This window comes from Ensifer sp. ENS06, from assembly GCF_014852205.1.
In the GTDB taxonomy this organism is placed as follows: Bacteria; Pseudomonadota; Alphaproteobacteria; order Rhizobiales; family Rhizobiaceae; genus Ensifer; species Ensifer adhaerens.
In genome coordinates this window covers 269,686-291,918 of record NZ_JACVBC010000002.1, presented here as the reverse complement: position 1 = coordinate 291,918, position 22,233 = coordinate 269,686, and the positions used below count along the sequence as shown (strand labels likewise).

General features: G+C 63.9%; 21 protein-coding genes. 14 read left to right on the top strand and 7 right to left on the bottom strand.

The annotated features are described in order from the left end of the window. Window positions 1-2: 2 nt before the first annotated feature. From IB279_RS10490 to IB279_RS10475, 4 genes are all read left to right on the top strand, one after another. The gene (locus IB279_RS10490; RefSeq protein WP_060520623.1) at window positions 3-1,286 is read left to right on the top strand and encodes a beta-ketoacyl-ACP synthase; all 1,284 of its coding nucleotides are present in this window, start codon (window positions 3-5) and stop codon (window positions 1,284-1,286) included. Between the two features lie 277 nt (window positions 1,287-1,563). Beyond that, window positions 1,564-2,592, top strand: a complete 1,029-nt coding sequence (locus IB279_RS10485; protein WP_034788322.1) for a zinc-binding dehydrogenase — start codon at window positions 1,564-1,566, stop codon at window positions 2,590-2,592. 11 nt (window positions 2,593-2,603) lie between these two features. Continuing rightward, window positions 2,604-3,533: a lipid A biosynthesis lauroyl acyltransferase gene (locus IB279_RS10480; protein ID WP_112771185.1), complete on the top strand. Its 930-nt coding sequence runs from the start codon at window positions 2,604-2,606 to the stop codon at window positions 3,531-3,533. A 371-nt stretch (window positions 3,534-3,904) separates the two neighbouring features. Continuing rightward, complete coding sequence (locus IB279_RS10475; RefSeq protein WP_034788334.1) at window positions 3,905-4,615, top strand: PAS domain-containing protein; 711 nt, start codon at window positions 3,905-3,907, stop codon at window positions 4,613-4,615. A gap of 94 nt (window positions 4,616-4,709) precedes the next feature. Here the strand turns inward: IB279_RS10475 and IB279_RS10470 are convergent, their stop codons facing one another. After that, complete coding sequence (locus IB279_RS10470; protein WP_112770924.1) at window positions 4,710-5,210, bottom strand: hemerythrin domain-containing protein; 501 nt, start codon at window positions 5,208-5,210, stop codon at window positions 4,710-4,712. A gap of 187 nt (window positions 5,211-5,397) precedes the next feature. Between IB279_RS10470 and ccoN the strand changes: the two genes are divergently transcribed. From ccoN to ccoP, 4 genes are read left to right on the top strand one after another with little or no spacing between them, the layout of a single operon-like run. Continuing rightward, window positions 5,398-7,026: a cytochrome-c oxidase, cbb3-type subunit I gene (gene ccoN / locus IB279_RS10465; protein ID WP_112770923.1), complete on the top strand. Its 1,629-nt coding sequence runs from the start codon at window positions 5,398-5,400 to the stop codon at window positions 7,024-7,026. Between the two features lie 13 nt (window positions 7,027-7,039). Then, window positions 7,040-7,771, top strand: a complete 732-nt coding sequence (gene ccoO / locus IB279_RS10460; RefSeq protein ID WP_034788367.1) for a cytochrome-c oxidase, cbb3-type subunit II — start codon at window positions 7,040-7,042, stop codon at window positions 7,769-7,771. Window positions 7,772-7,783: 12 nt separating this feature from the next. Continuing rightward, a complete protein-coding gene (locus IB279_RS10455) occupies window positions 7,784-7,936 on the top strand; it encodes a CcoQ/FixQ family Cbb3-type cytochrome c oxidase assembly chaperone (RefSeq protein WP_034788377.1) in 153 nt (50 codons plus the stop codon). 4 nt (window positions 7,937-7,940) lie between these two features. Next, window positions 7,941-8,804 carry a cytochrome-c oxidase, cbb3-type subunit III gene (ccoP, locus tag IB279_RS10450; RefSeq protein WP_112770922.1) on the top strand — a complete coding sequence of 288 codons (864 nt, stop codon included), beginning with the start codon at window positions 7,941-7,943 and terminating at the stop codon, window positions 8,802-8,804. Between the two features lie 379 nt (window positions 8,805-9,183). On the opposite strand, the gene IB279_RS10445 is transcribed toward ccoP, so the two are convergent. Further along, complete coding sequence (locus IB279_RS10445) at window positions 9,184-10,737, bottom strand: MFS transporter (protein WP_112770921.1); 1,554 nt, start codon at window positions 10,735-10,737, stop codon at window positions 9,184-9,186. Between the two features lie 104 nt (window positions 10,738-10,841). Here IB279_RS10445 and IB279_RS10440 point away from each other — a divergent pair, with 104 nt between their 5' ends. Next, a complete protein-coding gene (locus tag IB279_RS10440) occupies window positions 10,842-11,645 on the top strand; it encodes a helix-turn-helix domain-containing protein (protein WP_113188881.1) in 804 nt (267 codons plus the stop codon). A gap of 34 nt (window positions 11,646-11,679) precedes the next feature. Here the strand turns inward: IB279_RS10440 and IB279_RS10435 are convergent, their stop codons facing one another. The 5 genes from IB279_RS10435 to IB279_RS10415 all read right to left on the bottom strand — a co-directional run bounded on the left by IB279_RS10435 (window position 11,680) and on the right by IB279_RS10415 (window position 15,835). Then, the gene (locus IB279_RS10435; RefSeq protein WP_192339188.1) at window positions 11,680-12,576 is read right to left on the bottom strand and encodes a hypothetical protein; all 897 of its coding nucleotides are present in this window, start codon (window positions 12,574-12,576) and stop codon (window positions 11,680-11,682) included. Between the two features lie 138 nt (window positions 12,577-12,714). Then, on the bottom strand, window positions 12,715-13,068 hold the full coding sequence (locus IB279_RS10430) for a VOC family protein (RefSeq protein WP_112770919.1): 354 nt from the start codon (window positions 13,066-13,068) through the stop codon (window positions 12,715-12,717). 4 nt (window positions 13,069-13,072) lie between these two features. Next, window positions 13,073-13,483 (bottom strand): SRPBCC family protein, encoded by a 411-nt coding sequence (locus IB279_RS10425; protein ID WP_112770918.1) that lies wholly within the window; start codon window positions 13,481-13,483, stop codon window positions 13,073-13,075. Between the two features lie 64 nt (window positions 13,484-13,547). Continuing rightward, window positions 13,548-14,381, bottom strand: a complete 834-nt coding sequence (locus IB279_RS10420) for a helix-turn-helix domain-containing protein (protein WP_246801892.1) — start codon at window positions 14,379-14,381, stop codon at window positions 13,548-13,550. Next, entirely contained in the window at window positions 14,357-15,835 is a 1,479-nt protein-coding gene (locus IB279_RS10415; protein ID WP_089044184.1) for a sodium:alanine symporter family protein, read from the bottom strand. The genes IB279_RS10420 and IB279_RS10415 overlap by 25 nt, the downstream gene beginning before the upstream one ends. A 227-nt stretch (window positions 15,836-16,062) precedes the next feature. Here IB279_RS10415 and ccoG point away from each other — a divergent pair, with 227 nt between their 5' ends. The 5 genes from ccoG (at window position 16,063) to gndA (ending at window position 22,198) form a co-directional block, all read left to right on the top strand. Continuing rightward, on the top strand, window positions 16,063-17,637 hold the full coding sequence (gene ccoG / locus IB279_RS10410; RefSeq protein WP_034788396.1) for a cytochrome c oxidase accessory protein CcoG: 1,575 nt from the start codon (window positions 16,063-16,065) through the stop codon (window positions 17,635-17,637). Further along, complete coding sequence (locus tag IB279_RS10405) at window positions 17,634-18,146, top strand: FixH family protein (RefSeq protein WP_034788399.1); 513 nt, start codon at window positions 17,634-17,636, stop codon at window positions 18,144-18,146. Before ccoG ends, IB279_RS10405 begins: the two co-directional genes overlap by 4 nt. Next, window positions 18,143-20,431 carry a cation-translocating P-type ATPase gene (locus IB279_RS10400; protein ID WP_192339187.1) on the top strand — a complete coding sequence of 763 codons (2,289 nt, stop codon included), beginning with the start codon at window positions 18,143-18,145 and terminating at the stop codon, window positions 20,429-20,431. Before IB279_RS10405 ends, IB279_RS10400 begins: the two co-directional genes overlap by 4 nt. Continuing rightward, on the top strand, window positions 20,428-20,586 hold the full coding sequence (gene ccoS / locus IB279_RS10395; protein ID WP_043615060.1) for a cbb3-type cytochrome oxidase assembly protein CcoS: 159 nt from the start codon (window positions 20,428-20,430) through the stop codon (window positions 20,584-20,586). The genes IB279_RS10400 and ccoS overlap by 4 nt, the downstream gene beginning before the upstream one ends. Before the next feature lie 181 nt (window positions 20,587-20,767). Next, complete coding sequence (gene gndA, locus IB279_RS10390) at window positions 20,768-22,198, top strand: NADP-dependent phosphogluconate dehydrogenase (protein ID WP_112770916.1); 1,431 nt, start codon at window positions 20,768-20,770, stop codon at window positions 22,196-22,198. Window positions 22,199-22,233: the final 35 nt, after the last annotated feature.

Here is a 22,233-nt window from a genome sequence, read left to right as displayed (position 1 = left end):
TGATGAGCAACGCTTACAAGGATCATCTCGGTCGTCCGATCGTCGCCGTCACTGGCATGGGCGTCATCACCTCGCTCGGGCAGGGCCTGGAAGACAACTGGTCAGCGCTGACCGGCGGCGTCTCCGGCATCCGCAAGATCACCCGTTTCCCGACGGAGGGTCTCAACACCCGCATCTCCGGCATGGTCGATTTCATCGAGGTGCCGGCGGCCAACTCCGTCGAGCGCTCCTACGCCATGGCGCGCGAGACGACGCTGGAAGCGCTGGCGCAGGCCGGGCTTTCCGGCGACTTCAACGGTCCGCTGTTTCTGGCCGCCCCGCCGATCGAGCCGGAATGGAGCGCGCGCTTCGAGCTTGCCGACCGCTCGCCGCCTTCCGAACAGCCGGGCGATGCGTACAACCGTTTCCTCGCCGCGATGCGCCAGAAGGCCGATCCGGTGTTCCATGAGGCCGTGCTCTTCGGCTCGATCTCCGAGCGCCTTGCCGATCGCTTCGGCACGCGCGGCCTGCCGGTGACGCTCTCGACGGCCTGTGCCTCGGGCGCGACCGCGATCCAGCTCGGCGTCGAGGCGATCCGCCAGGGCCGCACCGATCGTGCGCTGACGGTAGCGACCGATGGTTCGGTCAGCGCCGAAGCACTCATCCGCTTTGCGCTGCTTTCCGCGCTCTCCACCCAGAACGATCCGCCGGAGAAGGCCTCCAAGCCCTTCACAAAGGATCGGGACGGCTTCGTCATCGCCGAAGGCGCTGCGACCCTGGTGCTCGAATCGCTGGAAGCTGCCGTTGCCCGCGGCGCCCGCGTCTACGGCATCCTGAAGGGCTGCGGCGAGAAGGCCGATCTCTTCCACCGCACGCGCTCGTCGCCCGACGGCGGCCCGGCGATTGCGACGATCCGCGCGGCCCTTGCCGACGCCGGCATCGACGAAGGCGGCATCGGCTACATCAACGCGCACGGCACCTCGACGCCCGAAAACGACAAGATGGAATATCTGTCGATGTCTGCCGTCTTCGGTGAGCATCTGCCGTCGATCCCGGTCTCGTCGAACAAGTCGATGATCGGCCACACCCTGACGGCCGCCGGCGCGGTCGAGGCGGTGTTCTCGATTCAGACGATGCTGACGGGCACGCTGCCGCCGACGATCAACTACCAGAACCCCGATCCGGCGATCGTGCTCGACGTGGTGCCGAACGTGAAACGCAGCCAGCAGGTGTCTGCGGTGCTGTCGAACTCCTTCGGTTTCGGCGGCCAGAACGCCAGCCTGGTGATGACGGCCGAGCCGGCTTGAGCCGGACCTGGTGAAACGAAATACCCCCCTCTGGCCTGCCGGCCATCTCCCCCAACAAGGGGGAGATCGACGCGCGGCCGGCCGATCGCTCCAATAACAAGGCCCGATTTCGGTGCTTTTCGTGAAGGGCAAAGGGGTGCCACATCCAATCTCCCCCCTTGTGGAGGAGATGCCCGGCAGGGCAGAGGGGGCTAACGCGCCGCTCTCTGTAGAATGGCGACATGCCCACAAGACGTGTATATGCCGCCTGTCGATCTGAACATTTAAAGGAAGAACCATGCGCGCCCTGCAACTGCTCGATGACCGCAAGCTCGAAATCACCGACATTCCGGAACCGGAAGCACCCGGCCCGGGCGAGGTGACGTTGCGCGTCAAGGCGGTTGCGCTCAACCATATCGACGTCTGGGGCTGGCGCGGCATGGCATTCGCCAAGCGCAAGATGCCGCTCGTCATCGGCGCCGAGGCAGCAGGCGTCGTCGACAGCATCGGTCCCGGTGTTTCAAGCGTGCTTCCGGGCCAGCTCGTCTCGATCTACGGCGCGCGCACCTGCGGCCTCTGCCGTCCGTGCAAGGAAGGCCGCGACAACCTCTGCGAACATGTCGGCGGCGTTCACGGCTTCCACCTCGACGGCTTCGCACAGGAGAAGATCAACCTGCCGGCGCGCCTGCTGGTTCCGGCACCTCCGGGCGTCGATGCGGTCGCCGCAGCCCTTGCTCCGGTCACCTTCGGTACCGTCGAGCACATGCTGTTCGATAACGCCAAGCTTGAGCCCGGCGAAACCATCCTCGTGCATGCTGGCGGCTCCGGCATCGGCTCGGCGGCGATCCAGCTTGCCAAGAAGATCGGCTGCACCGTGATCACCACCGTCGGCTCCGACGACAAGATCGAGAAGGCCAAGGCGCTCGGCGCCGATCACGTCATCAACTACCGCACCGACCGCTTCGAAGGCGTGGTGCGCAAGCTCACCAAGAAGAAGGGCGTCGACGTCGTGTTCGAACACGTCGGCAAGGACACCTGGGCGGGCTCGATGCTCTGCATGAAGCGCGGCGGCCGCTTGGTCACCTGCGGCTCGACCTCGGGCGTGTCCACCGACATGAACCTGATGATGCTGTTCCAGCAGCAGCTGAAGCTGCTCGGCTCCTTCGGCTGCCGCATGGAAAACATGGCGAACGCCATGCAGAAGATGGCGCGCGGCCTCGTACATCCGGTCATCGACACCGAAATCGGCCTGGACGAGATCGACCGCGCGCTGGAGCGCATGGAATCGCGCCAGATCTTCGGCAAGATCATCCTGAAGATGGATTGATCGACGTGCGCATGCTGATCACACGGCTGGTGCTGGCGGCGGATCGTTTCCGCCAGTGGCTGATTGCGCAGTTCGTGTTTCTGCTTTTGACGATCCTGAAGATGTTTCCCGCTGACGGCGCGATCAACTTCATGGATCGCGCCCTGCGGTTCATCGGCCCGAAGACCAGCCGTCAGAAGCTGACGCTGACGAACCTGCGCAATGCATTCCCGGAAAAGAGCGAAGCGGAGATCGAGCAGATCGCGCTCGAAAGTTGGGGCAACATGGGCCGCATGGCGGCCGAATACGTGTTCCTCGACCGTCTCTTCGATTTCGACCCGGAGCGCACGACGCCCGGGCGCATCGAAGTCTCGGGCATTCCCTTGTTCCTCGAGCTTCGCGACAATCCGCGCCCCTTCATCGTCTTTACCGCGCATAGCGGCAATTTCGAAATGCTGCCGGTCGCCGGCTCAGCCTTCGGGCTCGACGTGACGGTGCTGTTCCGGCCGCCGAACAATCCTTACGTGGCCGAGAAGGTCTTCAACTTCCGCGCCGAACGCATGGGCAAGCTCGTGCCGTCGCATGCGGGCTCGTCCTTTGCGCTTGCCCGCCAGCTGGAGCGCGGCCAGGGCGTCGGGGTTCTCGTCGACCAGAAGTTCCGCAAGGGCCTAAAGACCAAGTTCTTCGACCAGGACGTGCAGACCAACCCGCTGCTCGCCAAGCTCGTCCGCCAGTTCAACTGCGAGGTCTATCCGGCCCGCTGCATCCGCTTGCCGGGTGGCCGTTTCCGCCTGGAGATCGAACCGGCGATCGCCATCCCACGCAAGGCCGACGGCAGCGTCGACGTGACCGCTACGGCGCAGGTTCTGAACGACAAGGTGGAAAGCTGGGTGAGGGAGTATCCCGGCCAATGGCTCTGGTATCACGACCGCTGGCACATCAAGCGCTACCTGAAAGACTGATTCTCGTTCGCCCGCGACCCCAGCCTGATTGCGTCTTGCGCAAGCAGACTTGATCTTCCTGCAAGCCCGGCACCCCGTGTGCCGGGCTTTGCGTTTTGCCAAGTACGCGGGGGCATCGGCGCCGATCTTCCCTCGAAAACGTGCGTAAACGTTAAGTTTTTCTTTCTGCTGTTGAACGCTATCGCAATGAGTGTAAACTTATGCCTGTCGCGTGAGAAAATGCCTGCAAGCGCTTTGGATGACCCGAGCAGTGCGGTTTTACGCGGAAGTGGTGGGGGAAACGTCAAGAACCAGATCAGTGTCCTGAGCATCTACGCCTGTTTTGTAAGTGCATCGAAGCGGTTTTGCCGTGGGGGAATTGGGGTTTCGAATTGAACGCACTGATTGAGCTGTTCTGGTTCAAATATTCGCAGCTGCAGTATGCCGTTCGTACGGCAGACGAGCATTTGATCAGCATTCTGGATCGCGAATTGGATCCGATCTTGAGATCCGTCTACGACGAGAAGGCGGTGAGCGTCGAAGATGCCCGGCTTCAGTTTCAGTTCCTGATCGACATTCTGCGCGTCGAAGCCGACGACATTTCCTGCGTGCTGCGCCATTCGCAGTTGCTGCAATCGCTGATCAATCGCTACTTCGCGGCGACCGGTGCGGAGAACCTCGCCGACCTGCAACTGGAGCGCCTGCCGGCGCAGCCGAACAAGGGCAGGGCGGACGAAGGATTGCTCAACGAGGCGATCCTCGACAGCTTCCCGGACCGGCTTGCGGTGATCACGCCCGACTACCGCTATCTTTACACCAATCCGCGCAATGCCGAGCATCTGGAAAGCCGCCCGATGGACCTGATCGGCCGGCATATCGTCGAGTTCATCGGCATCCAGCGGTTCGAGCTTCGGGTGAAATCCTATCTCGACCGGTGTTTCGCCGGCGAGGTGGTGGACTACACCTTCGCCAAGACGGTCGACGCGCGCACGGTCGTCGTGCGCTGCCGGCTGACGCCGTGCATGTCGAGCACCGGCAAGCTCATCGGCGCTATTCTAGTGATCCAGGAACATGCCGACCGCCGCCGCGCGATCGCGGCCTGAGGCGCCGGTTCCGGCGGTATCAATCGAAAATGCATGAGGGGATGCGCGGCCGGGTAACGGCCGCCTTGCATGTCCACCTGCCGCGAAGGCCGGTTCACCCGACCGGCGCGGTGATGCTGCGCAGACATTCCTGCTCGAAGCCGACGTGCCGCCTGAGGCTCGTGAAGAAGCCGCGCAGCATGTAGCCGGCGGTCTCGGCATTGACCGTCTGGTCGGCAGTGCCGAGGCGCTCCAGCATTTCGGTCAGCTCCTCGGCGAAGCACTCGTCCTCGCAATGTTCGTATTTCAGCCGCTCCAGCGTCGCGCCGAGCGTCGGATCGCCGCGGTAGGTGCGTTCGATCCAGGAGAAGACGAGGTTTTCTTCGCCCGAGTGCATCTCGCGGATCAGCGGCTCCAGCACCTTTGCGGCATAGAGGCATTTCTGCCGGTCGATTTCCGCAGGCAGGCTGTCGGCGATTTCCTCCAGGCAATTGCAGAGCGCAAGCTGCTCCTCGTGGGCGCGGGCAAGCCAGGCAAACGGCTCGGCCACGGACTCCCGCCGGGGGGCCGGGTCCAGCCGGCTGCGGATTCGTCCGTCTTCAAAAGTCTTTTTCATCGGCTTCAGACGCCAGCTCCCACGGCGCTCCCTATTGTTTGCCGAGGATGATCCAAACGAGGTGACAAAGCCTTGATCTGAATCAAGGCCGGGCTGCCCCGATTCTGACACTTTCGGGCAAGCTGCGGTGACACCCCTCGTTTCGGGGTGTTGTCGCGTGCGTTCGGATAAAGTTGGGGACCCAACCATGAAATACACATTCGAGATGATCCTGCTCGGGGTCGGTGCATTCCTGGCGCTTGTCGGCGCCGGGTTTGCCCAGGACCGGCACTTCGAAGCCCATATGTGGGTGCTGTTCTTCACGCTTCTTGCCGGCACCATCCTCCTGATGCGCCGCATCGAGTTCAGCCCGGCTTCCGGGGGCAGGGCGTCACCGCCGCCACCCCAGTCGGAGTATTTTGACGAGGTGGTCAAGTACGGCGTGATCGCCACCGTCTTTTGGGGCGTCGTCGGCTTTCTCGTCGGTGTCGTGGTTGCACTCCAGCTTGCCTTCCCGGACCTCAACATTGAGCCCTGGTTCAACTTCGGCCGCATGCGGCCGTTGCACACCTCGGCGGTGATCTTCGCCTTCGGCGGCAACGCGCTGATCGCAACGTCCTTCTACATCGTCCAGCGCACCAGCCGTGCCCGCCTTTTCGGCGGCAATCTCGGCTGGTTCGTGTTCTGGGGCTACCAGCTCTTCATCATCATGGCCGCCACCGGCTATCTGCTGGGCATCACCCAGTCGAAGGAATATGCGGAGCCGGAATGGTATGTGGACCTGTGGCTGACGATCGTCTGGGTCGCCTATCTCGCCGTCTTTCTCGGCACGCTGCTGACGCGCAAGGAGCCGCATATCTATGTGGCCAACTGGTTCTACCTCGCCTTCATCGTCACGATCGCGATGCTGCACATCGTCAACAACCTGGCGGTTCCGGTCTCCTTCCTCGGCTCCAAGAGCTACTCGGCCTTTGCCGGGGTGCAGGATGCGCTGACGCAATGGTGGTACGGGCATAATGCCGTCGGCTTCTTCCTGACGGCCGGCTTCCTGGGCATGATGTATTACTTCATCCCGAAGCAGGCCAATCGCCCTGTTTACTCCTACCGCCTGTCGATCATCCACTTCTGGTCGCTGATCTTCATGTACATCTGGGCAGGCCCGCACCACCTGCACTATACCGCGCTGCCCGACTGGGCGCAGACGCTCGGCATGGTGTTCTCGGTCATGCTCTGGATGCCCTCCTGGGGCGGCATGATCAACGGCCTGATGACGCTTTCGGGCGCCTGGGACAAGATCCGTACCGACCCGATCATCCGCATGATGGTCATGGCCGTTGCCTTCTACGGCATGGCGACCTTCGAAGGTCCGATGATGTCGATCAAGACGGTCAACTCGCTCAGCCACTACACCGACTGGACCATCGGCCACGTGCATTCCGGCGCGCTCGGCTGGAACGGCCTCATCACCTTCGGCGCGATCTACTATCTCGTTCCGAAGCTGTGGAACCGCGAGCGCCTCTACAGCGTGCGCATGGTCAACTGGCACTTCTGGCTCGCCACGCTCGGCATCGTCGTCTACGCGGCGGTCATGTGGGTTGCCGGCATCCAGCAGGGGTTGATGTGGCGCGAGTACGACGACCAGGGCTTCCTCGTCTATTCCTTCGCGGAATCGGTCGCGGCCATGGTTCCCTACTACGTGCTGCGTGCCCTTGGCGGCGCACTCTTCCTCGCCGGAGCTCTGCTCATGGCCTTCAACGTAACCATGACCATCCTCGGCCGCGTGCGCGATGAAGCCCCGATCTTCGGTGCGACGCCCGCGCTCAAGGCTGCGGAATAGGAGGGCATAGAGAATGTCCATTCTCGACAAACACGCGACGCTCGAACGCAACGCGACCCTGCTGCTCGTCGGCTCGCTGCTCGTCGTCTCCGTCGGCGGCATCGTGGAAATCGCGCCGCTCTTCTACCTCGAAAACACCATCGAGAAGGTGGAGGGCATGCGTCCCTATTCGCCGCTGGAGCTTGCCGGCCGCGACATCTATGTGCGTGAAGGCTGCTATGTCTGTCACAGCCAGATGATCCGCCCGTTCCGCGACGAAGTGGAGCGCTACGGTCACTACTCGCTGGCGGCGGAATCCATGTACGACCATCCGTTCCAGTGGGGCTCCAAGCGCACTGGGCCGGACCTGGCGCGCGTCGGCGACCGCTACTCCAACGAGTGGCACGTGCAGCACATGATCGAGCCGCGCTCGGTGGTGCCGGAATCGGTGATGCCGAGCTACGCCTTCCTCAAGGCGACGCCGCTCGATGTGAACAACATCGCCGCGAACCTCAAGGCCAACAAGGCGGTCGGCGTGCCCTACACGGACGAGATGATCGACAACGCGCTTGCCGACATCAAGGCGCAGGCAGATCCGAACGCCGACACGTCCGGCGTCGAGGGCCGCTATCCGAAGGCCAAGCTCGGCGACTTCGACGGCGATCCGCAGAAGCTGACGGAGATGGACGCGCTCATCGCTTATCTGCAGATGCTCGGCACGCTGGTCGACTTCTCCACCTATGACGACACCACCGGCTATCGGTAAGGAGACCGCACCATGGAAACCTACACGGCCATGCGCCAGTTCGCCGATAGCTGGGCGCTCCTTGCCATGACGCTCTTTTTCCTGGGCGTCGTCGCCTTTATCTTCCGGCCCGGCGCCAAGAAGGCCGCCGATGATGCCGCAGCCATCCCCCTGAAGGAGGATTAATAGAATGGCGGACAAACACGTCGACGAAATCAGCGGCGTCGAGACCACCGGCCACGAATGGGACGGTATCCGCGAGCTTAACAACCCGATGCCGCGCTGGTGGGTCTATACCTTCTACGCGACCATCGTCTGGGCGGTCGGCTACATGATCGTCTATCCGGCCGTGCCGCTTCTGACCGACGCCACCAAGGGCGTGCTCGGCTATTCGAGCCGCGCCGAGGTGAGTGCGGAGCTTGCCAGCGCCAAGGCGGCGCAGGCCGGCAACCTCGAGAAGATCGCGTCGAGCTCGCTCGCCGACATCATGGCCGATCCGCAGCTGCAGCACTTCGCCGTTTCCGGCGGTGCCTCGGCCTTCAAGGTCAACTGCGCCCAGTGCCACGGCTCGGGTGCGGCCGGTTCTGCCGGCTTCCCGAACCTGAACGACGACGACTGGCTCTGGGGTGGCAAGCCCGAAGAGATCTACCAGACGATCGCCCACGGCATCCGCTATAACGGCGACGACGACACCCGCGTCTCGGAAATGCCGTCCTTCGCGGAAATCCTGCAGCCGGAAGAGATCAAGCAGACGGCGGCCTATGTCGTCAGCCTCACCGGCACGCCGTCGGATGGCTCCATGGTAGAGCCGGGCAAGGCGCTGTTTGAGGCAAACTGCGCCTCCTGCCACGGTGCCGACGCCAAGGGCAACCGCGAGTTCGGCGCGCCGAACCTTGCCGATGCGCTGTGGCTCAACGGCTCGAGCGAACAGGCGATCGTCGCCCAGATGAAGGCGCCCAAGCACGGCGTCATGCCCGCCTGGCTGCCACGCCTCGGCGACACCACCGTCAAGCAGCTCGCCATCTTCGTGCATTCGCTGGGTGGCGGCGAGTAAGAGGAACGAGCGGCTTGCGGACCTGCCACGCATCCGTAGGTGATGGTGGCGCCCCTCATTCGCCTGCTGGCCCTTCTCCCCGCCAGGCGGGGAGAAGGGCGCAAGCCGCGCTAGCCTCGCCAGGTTAAACGTAAGGTTGGCGATGGGGCCGCCCATCACGTTCTTGAGCGGGCTACCGCTCAGACTTTTCAGGCTTGATGCCGGGCGGGTGCCCCCAGCGTTTCTCTCCCCGCCAGGCGGGGAGAGATGTCCGGCAGGACAGTGAGGGGCAGCTCTCATCCATCCAGTCGAAAAGGCCGCGCCAAAGGGCGCGGCCTTTTTCATCTGGAGACGCTTCGCCATTGAGGGGAGATGTCAATGAAATGGCCGACGTGTCCTCTCAAGATCTCGCCTTTTCGCCGACACGCCTTCGCAACGAAACCACGGCCAGCGTCGCCATGATCGCGATGGCGACGGCGCAAACGGCGGCGGCTGCGTTGAAGCCGGTCATGAAGGCGGCCTGCGCTTGCTCCAGCATGCCCGCCGGTAGCTCGGTCGCGACGGATACGGCGCCGGCGAGGCTGTCCGACAGCCTGTTGCCGATCTCGCCGGGGATCAGCGTCTGCCCGGCCATTTCGGCGCGATAGACGGCCGTCGTCAGGCTGCCGAGCGTGGCGATGCCGACGGCAAGGCCGAGTTCCTGCACCACTTCGGAGAGGGCCGAGGCCGTTCCGGCCTTTTCGGCGGGCGCTGCACTGACGACGAGATCGGTGCCAAGCGCGGCAATGGTTCCAAGGCCGAGATAGACGAGCGCAAATGCGGCGGTTACCAGCCCGACCCCGTATGGCGTATGGCCGAGCTGGGCGAGCAGGAGGTAGCCGACCACCGAGAGCGCCAGCGCCGCTGCGATCACGGGGCCGGGGCCGAAGCGCCTGGCGATGAGCGGTGCGGTGATGCCGGCCAAAAGCATGGCGAGCGCCGGGGGGCCCATTCTCAGGCCCGCCGACAGCGGAGAAAGCCCGACGACAAGCTGCAGATACTGGGTGACGAGCAGCATCGTGCCGCCGACAGCCGTCAGGCCGATCAGGAGGATCAACAGCGCGGTGCGGAAGGCGCGGTCGGAGAAGAGCTCGAGGTCGATCAGCGGGCTTCGAAGCCGGCGTTGTCGCCGGATGAAGAGGAGCGTGGCGACGAGGCCGACGGTCAGGCCGAGCGTGGCGCCGAGCCCAAGGCCATCCTTGGCGATCTGCTTGATGCCGTAGACGATGGGCAGCAGCCCCGCCAGCGACAGCGCCACACTGGCCATGTCCAGGCGGTCCGATTGCGGGGCACGATATTCCGGCAGCAGAAACGGCGCGACGATGAGCAGCAGCCCGACGATCGGCAGTGCGACGAGGAAGGCAGCCCCCCACCAGTAACGTTCGAGCAGGATGCCGCCGACGATCGGCCCCGCGGCCATGCCGAGCGCGAACATGGTCGCCCAGACGCCGATCGCAAGCGCGCGCTGGTGCGGGTTCAGGAACATGTTGCTGATCAGCGCCAGGGTCGGCGGCATCAGCGTTGCGCCGGCAACGCCGAGTGCCGCGCGTGCAGTGATCAGCATGGTAGCGCTGGTGGAATAGGCCGAAAGCACCGAGGCGACTGCGAAGGCGGCCGCGCCCAGCATCAGGAGCTTGCGGCGACCGATGCGGTCGCCGAGCGTTCCCATCGTGATCAGAAAGCCGGCGATCATGAAGCCGTAGGCATCGACGATCCAGAGCGCCTGGGTGCTGGTGGGCTTCAGATCCGCCGCGAGCGCCGGAAAAGCGAGATGCAGCAGCGTCAGGTCGAGCCCGAGCAGGATGGTGGGGAGCGCGAGCAGGGCGAGCCCGGCCCATTCTCGCAGGGCCGCGCGCGTTTCACCGGGATCGGCATGGTCGGTGAGGTGGGATGGTCGGTCGCTGAGAATTGTCAAAAGTGGCCTCCGTCTTCGCTTGGGCTGGTTGCGGAGACCACATCTTCAGGGCACAATCATCCTGTTACAATTTAAGTAGTTATCCTATTACTGAGAGCAATAGCGTGAACGAACGAAGTCTTGAGCGAAGCAAGAACGAGCTGTCGGAGTTTTTGACGAGACACAGGGCGAAGCTGACGCCGGCCGATGCCGGCCTTGCCTTCACCGGGCGGCGGCGCACCCCGGGCCTCAGGCGGGAGGAGGTGGCAGCGCTCGCCGGTGTCGGGCTCACCTGGTACACGTGGTTCGAGCAAGGGCGCGACATCAAAGTGTCGGAGGCGTTCCTGCTGAATGTGGCGCGAGCGCTGAAGCTCGACGACGCCGAATGCAGCCATCTGTTCCTGCTTGCCCACAAGCGGCCGCCACCGCCGGAGGCACATCATCGCGTCACCGTTTCGCCGCTGATCCAGACGTTGCTGGACGAGCTCACGGTCCGGCCGGCCCATGTGATCAACCTGCGCTGGGATGTCGTTGCCTGGAACGCTTCGGCAGACGCTCTGTTCGGCTTTAGCGCCCGGCAGCCGGAGCTTGGCAATATCCTGCAAATGGTGTTTGCCGATCCCGAGATACGGAGGCGCATGCCTGCCTGGCGCGAGGACGCGCCGAAGCTGCTTGCCCAGTTCCGATACGATTTTGCCGTGGCGCCGGATGATCCGTCGATGCTGGCCCTGGTCGAAAGCCTGAAGGACCTGTCGGCCGATTTCAGGCGCTGGTGGGCAGCGCCTGGCGTTGACGAGGTCCGTCGCGGGATCGGTTCCCTGATCGATGCCGGGGGCGAGCGCCTGTGTTTCCGCCACGAGACGTTGGTTGTGGACGAGCACCGGCATCTGCGGATGGTGGTTTACTTCGCCGAACCGGCGCTTGCCTGACGGCGACGCCCGAAGCGGCAGGCGCCGGGCCTTCTTATTCGAGGGCTGCGGCGATGGTAGCGCCGACCACGACGCTCGATAGCGCCGTGCCGAGCAGCAGCGAGGTGTTGACCGGCTTTCTCACGACCGTGCCGAAGTTGAAAAGGTTCATCGGCAGGAGGTGAAAACCGCCGCTTTCCGGCTTGCTCGACGGCGCTTCCATGAAGCACTCGTCGTCGAACCAGATCCAGTCGTCGCGCCAGGTCCAGCAGCCGTGCTGGCGGTAGATGTTTGCCACCTGCTCGGCGAAGCCCTTGTCGGCGGGCAGACGGATATAGTCTTGCGGCCTGCGGCTGAAATACTGCATGGCGAGCGGCATGGAGCGCTCGGTGCAATAGTTCGACATCCAGAGCTTGAAGCCGATCTCGTCGCGCAGCCGATCGAGCACCCGGAAGACCTGGACGTGATCCTCATGGCCGTATTCGCCCCAGGGATTGTGGGTGAAGACGTTCATGTCGGGCTTCAGGAGCGGCAGCAGCGTGCGATAGAGCGTTTCGTAATTGTCCCGGTAAGCCTGGGCGATCGGCCGGGTGGAGTGGCGGAAGCTGCCGGGCATGATCTGCGACAGCGATTTCTTGACGATGCGCTTGGCTTTGCGGCGCGTGCCTTCGGTGCCGAATTCCATTCCGAAGGGACCGGGCTTCGGGTTCGTCCAGTCGGCGCAATCGAAGGAGCCGGTTTCTGCCATTTCCAGAAAGCGCACGTTGCCGCGCGGGTAGGCCTTGATCGCAGCGGCGCGTGCGTCGCCCATCTGCGGCTCCGACCAGATATCGCGGTAAAGGATGATCACCTCGTCGACTTTTCGGAGGATCGAGGTGAACCACAGCAACTCGTCATCGGGATGGGCGCCGATGATGACGGAGTTCTTCAGAAAATCATGCGTGTCGGCCATGCTCTTGCGCGCCCTCGTGTTCGTTGCGCGCAATTCTGACGTGTAGAGATTAAACCGGCGTAAAGCGGGAGCGCGTGTCCACAGGGAAGCGGTGCGGTCGTAGCGCCACCGCCCTACTGGCCTGACCCTCCCGGCAATTTACTGCGCAGACCAGACCGCCAGTTCGTAACCATCCGGGTCGGCGAAATGAAAGCGCCTTCCGCCAGGGAAGGTGAAGATCGGCTTGACGATCCTGCCTCCGGCCTTTTCGACGCGGGCGAGCATATCCTCGAGCTTGTCGGCATAGAGGATGATCAGCGGTCCGCCGTTGCCGACGGGGCCGGTGGTGGTAAAGCCGCCGGTCAGTCGGCCGTCCTGGAATTCGCAATATTCCGGGCCGTAGTCGGTGAAGGTCCAGCCGAAGGCGCTGCCGTAGAAGGCCTTGGTGGCGGCGATGTCGGAGACATTGAACTCGACATAGTCGATGCGGCTGTCGTTGCCCTTGTTACCCATTTTTCTACCTGTCTTCTCCGGATTCCATGATCGATTTCAAGGTGGCGAGATCCTTCGCCACCCAGCCGGCATCGCCGGCAAATTGTTCGGCGCTCATGCCCGGCTGCCGCAGCAGCGTGAACATCACCTCCGCGCCGTCGCCGTTCGGCACGACGCGCAGCGCATTGTGGACCTCTGTGCCGTCTTCCAGCGTGACGAGATGATCGGTGACGCCGAAGGCGTTGTCAGGCGCAAAGCGCACGCGGGCATTACCGAGCGGACCCGGCGCCAGCCAGTGATCACCCTCGCGGGTCAAGCCCGACGACAGGCCGGACGCCCAGCGCGGCATGTTCTCGGGCTTTGCCATGAAGGCATAGACGTCGCGCCAGTCGCGGTCGATGGTGGTGTGAACGATCTTTGCTTCAAGTGTTGCCATGCTTTGTTCTCCTGCATGACGGAGTAGCACGGGTCGCCCGACCGGTCTTGAACGAAACGGCCAGTCAGGCCGCCCGCCGGTCACCGACGAGCTGGCGGCGGATTTCGGCGGGTGAGAGCGAGGTCAGCTGCCTGGCCTCGCGCGACAGATGCGCCTGGTCGGCATAGCCGGCATCGAGCGCAAGCAGGCCGAGCGTGGCGGAGGGGTCCCTTTGGCAAGCCCCGAGGAAGCGCTGCAGGCGCAGGATGCGGTCGAGCGTCTTGGCGCCGTAGCCGAAATGCTCGTGGCAGCGGCGCCTCAGCGTCCTTTCACTGGTGCCGGTGACGGCAGCGAGGGCGCGGATGGGGTTGTTGTCGGACGAGCCATGGCTCTGCCGCAGATGGGCGAGGGTGGCGGCGATATCGCCTGATGGCGGCGAGACGGCCGGCAGGCGCTCAAGCACCGCTTCCGTGAGCATCTCGGCGCGGCGGACCGCATCGGGCGCGTCCTCAATCCTGGTTTCGAGTTTGCGCGCGGCTGGACCCCAGAAGGCGTCGAGCGGAACGACCTCGCCGATGATCTGCGAAAGCGATGTGTGCAGGAAGGACGCCGCGATGCCCGGGCGGAAGCGCAGGCCGATGATGTCGGTGCCGGGCGCGAAGACGGGGAAGGCGGCCACCCGGTCGGGCCCGGCAACCGCCAGGCCGTGCCTGGACCAGAGGATATCGACACAGCCGTCGGGTACGACCGCGATGGGTGCGGCCGTCCCCTCCGGCAATTGGTGGCGCCAGAGGCATTCGACATGGCCGCCGAGTGCGCCGGGCGCGGCATACTCTCGATAGATACCGCGCCGCTTGGCCAGTGTCGGCTCCGTCGGAGCCGGCTCCGTCTGTCTCAGCGGCCCGTGGGCGCCGTCCATGCCTTGTCCTCCACGCTTCGGACCGTGCCGGCCGCCTCTTGGCGCGACCAGATCTCGCCGTCGATCTGGCCCTGCAGCTCCGGATAGTCGGCCGCATGGAACACCGGGTCGAGACCCTGCCGGCGCTGGGCGAAATAGTCCTTCGTCAGTTTGGCAATGGTACCGGAGAGGAGCACGATGGCAATGAGGTTGATCGTTGCCATCAGCCCCATCGAGGCGTCTGCCGCGTCGAACACGGTGGTAATGCTTTCGGACGCGCCCCAGACGACCATGACGAGCACGGCGCAGCGCATGACCAGAACGCCGACGCGATTGGCGCCGCCGAGATAGGTGAGCGCATTCTCCGCATAGGAATAGTTGCCGATGATCGAGGTGAAGGCGAAGAAGAAGATCGCGATGGCAATGAAGTAGCTGCCGGCCCAGCCGATATGCACGTTCATGGCCGCTTGCGTCAGCTGCGTTCCGGTGACGCCGGAACCGGGTTCCAAGGTGCCCGACAGCAGGATCATGACCGAGGTCGCGGTGCAGATCAGGATCGTATCGATGAAGACGCCGAGCGACTGCACGAAGCCCTGCGACGCCGGGTGATGCGGCACGGGCGTGGCGACGGCCGCGATGTTCGGGGCCGAGCCCATCCCGGCTTCGTTGGAAAACAGGCCACGCTTGACGCCGTTCATCATCGCAGCCGTGACGCCGCCGGCGACACCGCCTGCCGCTTCCTGCAGGCCAAAGGCGCTGGAGATGATCGTCCACAGCACGCTCGGCACGATCGACGCGTTGACGACGAGCACGTAGATCGCGGTCAGGAGATAGGCGATCGCCATGAAGGGCACGACGATTTCGGCGACGCGGGCGATCTGGCGGATGCCGCCGAAGATGACGATGCCGGAGATGGTCGCAACCGCGATACCGACGGCGATCTTGGGCACACCGAACGCACCCTGAACGGCGTCCGCGATGGAATTGGCCTGCACGGCGTTGAAGACGAGGCCGAAGGAGAGGATCAGGCAGACGGAGAAGATCGTCGCCGCCCAGGGCGCGTTGAGGCCGCGGGCGATGTAGAAGGCGGGACCGCCGCGATATTGACCGTTTTCGTTGCGCACCTTGTAGAGCTGCGCCAGCGCGCTTTCCGCATAGGCCGTCGCCATGCCGACGAGCGCCACCATCCACATCCAGAAGGTGGCACCGGGACCACCGAGATAGAGCGCAACGGCAACGCCGGCGAGGTTGCCGGTGCCGACGCGCGAGGCGAGGCTGACGGTCAGCGCCTGGAACGGGCTGATACCGGCCGCATCCTTCGAGCCGCCGCTGCTTAAGACCCGGAACATCTCGCCGAAATGCACGATCTGCGGAAAGCCGAGGCGCAGGGTGAAGTAGATGCCGACGGCGAGCAGGCCGTAGATCAGCACGTAGCCCCAAAAGATCGTGTTCAGAAAGCCGATGATCGTGTCCATGCGGTTCCTCATTGGTATTGCAAGGTGTGGTGATGTGGCGAACCGCGGTGCGGATCGGATGGGAAAGGCCGTTTACTACTTTTGAGCCTGGCATCTCTTTCGAGCGCCTGGACCTTTCGCCGCATGCTGGCGCTTTAGCCCGCAAACTTGACACAGATCAACGTTTTCGGCCGCCAAATCAGGCAAAACGTGGTGCAATACATGACATATCCGGGGATTTCCCACAAATGAGCCCACAATCCGCCGCAAATCCAGCCTCCGTCGAACGTCACGAGGCCGAACCGGTCAATGCGGCGCATGTGCGCAAGCCGCTCTACGAAAAGCGCAAGAAGATCTTCCCGAAGCGTGCCGAAGGCAGCTTCCGCCGCTTCAAGTGGCTGGTGATGCTGGTGACGCTCGGCATCTATTATCTGACGCCCTGGATCCGTTGGGATCGTGGCGAGCATGCGCCGGACCAGGCTGTGCTCGTAGATATCGCCGCCCGGCGCTTCTATTTCTTCTTCATCGAGATCTGGCCGCAGGAGTTCTTCTTCGTCGCAGGCCTGCTCGTCATGGCCGGCTTCGGCCTGTTCCTGGTGACGTCTGCCGTCGGCCGCGCCTGGTGCGGCTATACCTGTCCGCAGACGGTATGGGTCGATCTCTTCCTGGTGGTCGAACGCTATATCGAAGGCGACCGCAATGCCCGCATGAAGCTCGATGCCGGTCCCTGGACGTTCGACAAGATCGTCAAGCGCGTGTCGAAGCACTCGATCTGGATCATGATCGGCATCGCCACGGGCGGCGCCTGGATCTTCTATTTCGCCGATGCGCCGACGCTTTTGAAAAGCTTCGTTTCGCTGGAAGCGCCCATGGTCGCCTACATGACCGTCGCGATTCTCACGGCGACGACCTATGTCTTCGGTGGACTGATGCGCGAGCAGGTCTGCACCTATATGTGCCCGTGGCCGCGCATCCAGGCGGCAATGCTCGACGAAAACTCGCTGGTCGTGACCTATAACGACTGGCGCGGCGAGCCGCGCTCGCGCCACCAGAAAAAGGCCGTCGCTGCCGGGGAGGCCGTCGGCGATTGCGTCGATTGCAACGCCTGCGTCGTCGTCTGTCCCATGGGCATCGACATTCGCGACGGCCAGCAACTCGAATGCATCACCTGCGCGCTCTGCATCGATGCCTGCGACGGTGTCATGGACAAGCTCGGCCGTGAACGCGGGCTGATTTCCTACGCGACGCTCAACGATTATGCCGCCAATATGGCGCTTGCTACCAATGGCGGTACGGCGGCGATCGATCCGGGTCGGGTGCGCAACGCCGACGGCGCATTTTCGGACAAGGTTCGCCACTTCAACTGGAAGATCGTCTTCCGGCCCCGTGTGCTCGTCTATCTCGGCGTCTGGACGCTGGTCGGTATCGGTCTGCTCTATGCGCTCCTGTCGCGCGACCGGCTGGAACTCAACGTGCTGCACGACCGCAACCCGCAATTCGTCGTCGAATCCGATGGTTCGGTGCGCAACGGCTACATGGTCAAGCTCTTGAACATGATCCCGGAACAACGCACGATCACGCTCGCAATCGACGGGATGCCCTCTGCTACGATGCGCATCGCCGGCCAGGCGGCGGGCGACGGCCGCACCTTCGCCCTCGGTGTCGATCCGGACAAGGTGACGGCAGTCAAGGTGTTCGTGACGCTGCCAAAGGACAAGCTTGGCGAGGCGGACGACGGTTTCAGCCTGATCGTCGAGGATCCGTCGAGCCATGAGCGCGACGTCTACAAGGCCAACTTCAACAGCCCGGGAGCCGCAAAATGACGATAAACCAGGCAGGGGCAAAACAGGCAAAGGCACCGCGGCCCTTCACCGGCTGGCACATGCTCGGCGTCATGGTGCTGTTCTTCGGCACGATCATCACCGTCAATCTGATTATGGCCTGGAACGCCAGCCATAGCTGGAGCGGATTGGTGGTGCAAAACACCTATGTCGCGAGCCAGCAGTTCAACGGCAAGGTGAAGGAAGCGAAGGCCTTTGTCGCCGATGGCCTCGACGGCAAGCTCAGCGTCGAAAACGAGGCGCTGCGCTACACGCTGACGCGCCGGGGCAACCCGGAGATGACTGCCGACAAGGTGGTGGCTGTGCTGAAACGCCCGGTCGAGGAGCATGAGGACGTCACGGTTGAAATGGCGCATCAGGGCGAGGGCGTGTTCGTTGCCGCAACCGCGCTGAAGCGCGGCCAGTGGATCGCCGATATCACCGCGACATCAGGCGAGACCGTCGTCTACCGCCAGGCCATCCGCTTCATGGTGCCGGGAGCTGCGAAATGAGCTGCTGTGCTCCCGGAACCGAAATGGCTCTGGAGGTCGACAGGGCCGGGCAGGGACTGCCGACAACGGAAGAGCTGTGGTTGATGAGCCGGTCGCTCGGCGGCGGCCTGCGCCAGACGGATTTGAGCGTGCCCGGCGTGCATTGCGGCGCCTGCATTACCACGCTCGAGGGCGCCTTGAAGACACGGCCGGAGGTTGACCGGGCGCGCGTGAACCTTTCGTCGCGGCGCGTGTCGATCGTCTGGAAGGAAGAGGTAAATGGCGCCCGTACCGATCCGCGGGAACTGGCGCGGGCCATCCGTTCGCGCGGCTACGAGACCCATCTTTTCGCGCCGGGCGAGGAAGACGGCGATCAGACGCTGAAGAAGCTGGTGCGCGCCGTTGCCGTCTCGGGTTTTGCCTCGGCCAACATCATGCTGCTTTCGGTCTCGGTGTGGTCGGGGGCGGAGGCGGCGACCCGCGATCTCTTTCACTGGATCTCGGCGCTGATTGCCGCCCCGACGCTGATCTATGCCGGACGCTTCTTCTATGCGTCCGCCTGGAACGCGCTGAAGCACGGCCGTACCAACATGGACGTGCCGATTGCGCTGGCGATAACGCTCTCCTATTCGATCTCGCTCTACGAGACGATCACTCACGGCACCCATGCCTGGTTCGACGGCACGGTGATGCTGCTCTTCTTCCTGCTGATCGGCCGCACGCTCGACCATATGATGCGCGGGCGCGCCCGCTCGGCGATCAGCAGCCTGGCGAGGCTCTCGCCGCGCGGCGCCATGGTGGTGGATGCCGAGGGCGGACGCGAGTATCGCCCTGTCGACGAGATCAAGCCCGGCGAGAAACTGGCGATCGCTGCCGGCGAGCGCATTCCCGTCGACGGCCGCATCCTCATGGGCACCAGCGATCTCGATCGCTCGATCGTCAATGGCGAGAGCGCGCCGGCGCCAGTCAAGGTCGGCGACGCCGTCGAGGCGGGTACGCTGAACCTCACCGGACCGCTGACGATCGAGGCGACGGCGGCGGCACGCGACTCGCTGCTTGCCGAGATCATGGGGCTGATGGAAGCCGCCGAAGGAGGCAGGGCGCGCTACCGCCGCATCGCCGACCGCGCGGCACAATACTATTCGCCGGCGGTGCATCTGCTGGCTCTGCTCAGCTTCATCGGCTGGATGTTCGTCAACGGCGATTTCCATCATGCGATGCTGGTCGCCGTCGCGGTCCTGATCATCACCTGCCCCTGCGCGCTCGGGCTTGCGGTACCTGTCGTGCAGGTGATTGCCGCCGGACGGCTCTTCCAGAACGGCGTCATGGTCAAGGACGGCTCGGCGATGGAGCGGCTTGCCGAGATCGATACGGTGCTGCTCGACAAGACCGGAACACTCACGGTTGGCGAGCCGCGGCTCGTCAATGGCGGGGACATTCAGCCATCGATCCTCGCGACGGCGGCGGGGCTCGCCGTGCATTCGCGCCATCCGCTGGCGATGGCCATTCATGATGCGGCGGCGATCGCGCCCGTCGTCAATGGCGACATCCGCGAAATCCCCGGTGCCGGCATTGAAGCGCAGACGCAAACCGGTCTCTACCGGCTTGGCAGCCGCGCCTTTGCCTGCGGCGATGCCGGCGAGGCGACCAGCCAGTCGGAAGTGATCCTGTCGCTCGATGGCCGCGAACTCGCCTGCTTCCGCTTCGAGGACCGGCTCAGGCCGTTCGCCCGCGAGAGCATCGAGGAACTTGGACGGCTCGGCCTTTCGACGGGCATTCTTTCGGGCGACCGTGCGCCGGTCGTCGCCGCCCTTGCCAAGCGGGCCGGCATCGAGCGCTTCAAGGCGGAACTGACGCCACGCGGCAAGGTCGATGAATGTGCGGCCGCCGCTGAGGGTGGTCACCGCGTGCTGATGGTCGGTGACGGCATCAACGACGCGCCGGCGCTGCGCGCCGCGCACGTCTCGATGGCGCCGGCAACGGCCGCCGATGTTGGCCGCCAGGCGGCAGACTTCGTCTTCCTGCACCAGGGGCTGAACGCCGTGCCGATGGCGATCGATACGTCGCGCCGGGCCGGGCGGCTGATCCGCCAGAACTTTGCCCTGGCGATTGGCTACAACGTCATCGCCGTCCCGATCGCGATCCTCGGCTATGCCACACCGCTGATCGCGGCCGTCGCCATGTCAACCTCGTCGGTGATCGTCGTTGCCAACGCCTTGCGCCTGCGCGCGGCGACCGGCAATGTCACGGAGGTCGCCGAACAGAAGGCACCTGTCACGCTGCGGCCGGTAGGGAGCGCCTCATGAACACGCTGATCTATCTCATTCCCATCGCGCTGTTTCTCGGTGGGATTGGCCTCGTCGCCTTCCTTTGGGCACTGAAGAGCGGCCAATACGAAGACCTCGAAGGCGCCTCCTGGCGGGTGCTCGACGATGGCGATGGCAAGCCTGAAAAGAAGTGATTTCGTCAGTAATCACTTGTCCTTAATCGATTTGAATGCCAAAACAGCCTCCGCCGTCGCTTCTCGCGCCTGGGCCCTTCGACAGAGCCCCGCGCGAGGGGGCGAAGTTCAATTCGAAGGGCCGGCACAGACGCGTTTATCCCGATCGCGCCCGGCACTTCTGTCCAATGGAGGCAATCACGTGTCACAGGCGGAAATCGGCCTAATCGGTCTCGGTGTCATGGGCTCGAACCTGGCGCTCAACATCGCTGAAAAAGGCAACAAGATCGCGGTGTTCAACCGCACCGTCGAAGCGACGCACAAATTCTACGCGGAGGCCGGCGACCTCCAGGGCCAGATCGTGCCCTGCGAAACCATTGAAGAGTTTGTCGCCGCCATCCGCCCGCCGCGTCCGATCATCATCATGATCAAGGCCGGCGAGCCGGTCGACCAGCAGATGGAAATCCTGAAGCCGTATCTCGCCAAGGGCGACATCATGATCGATGCCGGCAACGCCAACTTCCGCGACACGATGCGCCGCTTCGAGGCGCTGAAGGATTCGGGTCTTACCTTCATCGGCATGGGTGTTTCCGGCGGTGAGGAAGGTGCGCGCCACGGCCCGTCGATCATGGTCGGCGGCAAGGAAGAGTCCTGGAAGCGCGTCGAGACCGTGCTGACCTCGATCGCCGCCAAGTATGACAACGTGCCTTGCGTCGCCTGGCTCGGCGAAAACGGCGCCGGCCACTTCGTCAAGACCATCCACAACGGCATCGAATATGCCGACATGCAGATGATCGCCGAAATCTACGGCATCCTGCGCGACGGCCTGAAGATGTCGGCGAGCGAGATTGGCGAAGTCTTCGGCACCTGGAACAAGGGCCGCCTCAATTCCTACCTGATCGAGATCACCGAGAAGGTGCTGAAGGCCGCCGATCCTTTGACCGGCAAGCCGATCGTCGACCTGATCCTCGACAAGGCCGGCCAGAAGGGCACCGGCAAGTGGTCGGTGATCGAGGCGCAGAACATGGGCGTGCCGGCAACCGGCATCGAGGCGGCGGTTGCAGCCCGCAGCATCTCCTCGATGAAGGACGAGCGCGAAGCGGCCGAGAAGATCCTCGGCCTTCCCGCAGTCGGCGAGTTCAAGGTTGCCGACAAGGCAGCCTTCATCAAGGATCTCGAAAGCGCGCTGCTTGCCGCCAAGATCGGCGCCTATGCGCAAGGCTTTGCCGTGATGTCGGCGGCGTCCAAGGAGTTCAACTGGAACCTGCCGATGCCGACGATCGCCAAGATCTGGCGCGCCGGCTGCATCATCCGCTCGCAGTTCCTGGACGAGATCACCACCGCCTTCACCAAGGCGCCTGACGCCGCCAACCTGATCGTGACGCCGGCCTTTGCCGCCATGGTGAAGGACACCGACGGAGCGCTGCGCCGCGTTGTCTCGGCAGCCGTTCTCGGCGGCCTGCCGGTTCCGGCACTCGCCTCCGCACTCGGCTATTTCGACAGCTACCGCCGCGGCCGCGGCACGGCCAATGTCATCCAGGCGCAGCGCGACTTCTTCGGCGCCCATGGCTTTGACCGCGTCGACGGTGCCGACAGCCATCATGGCCCGTGGGGCAGCGGCCTCAACGCCTGACCGTTCGGGTAAACAGATCAATGCGGGGCGGCCTT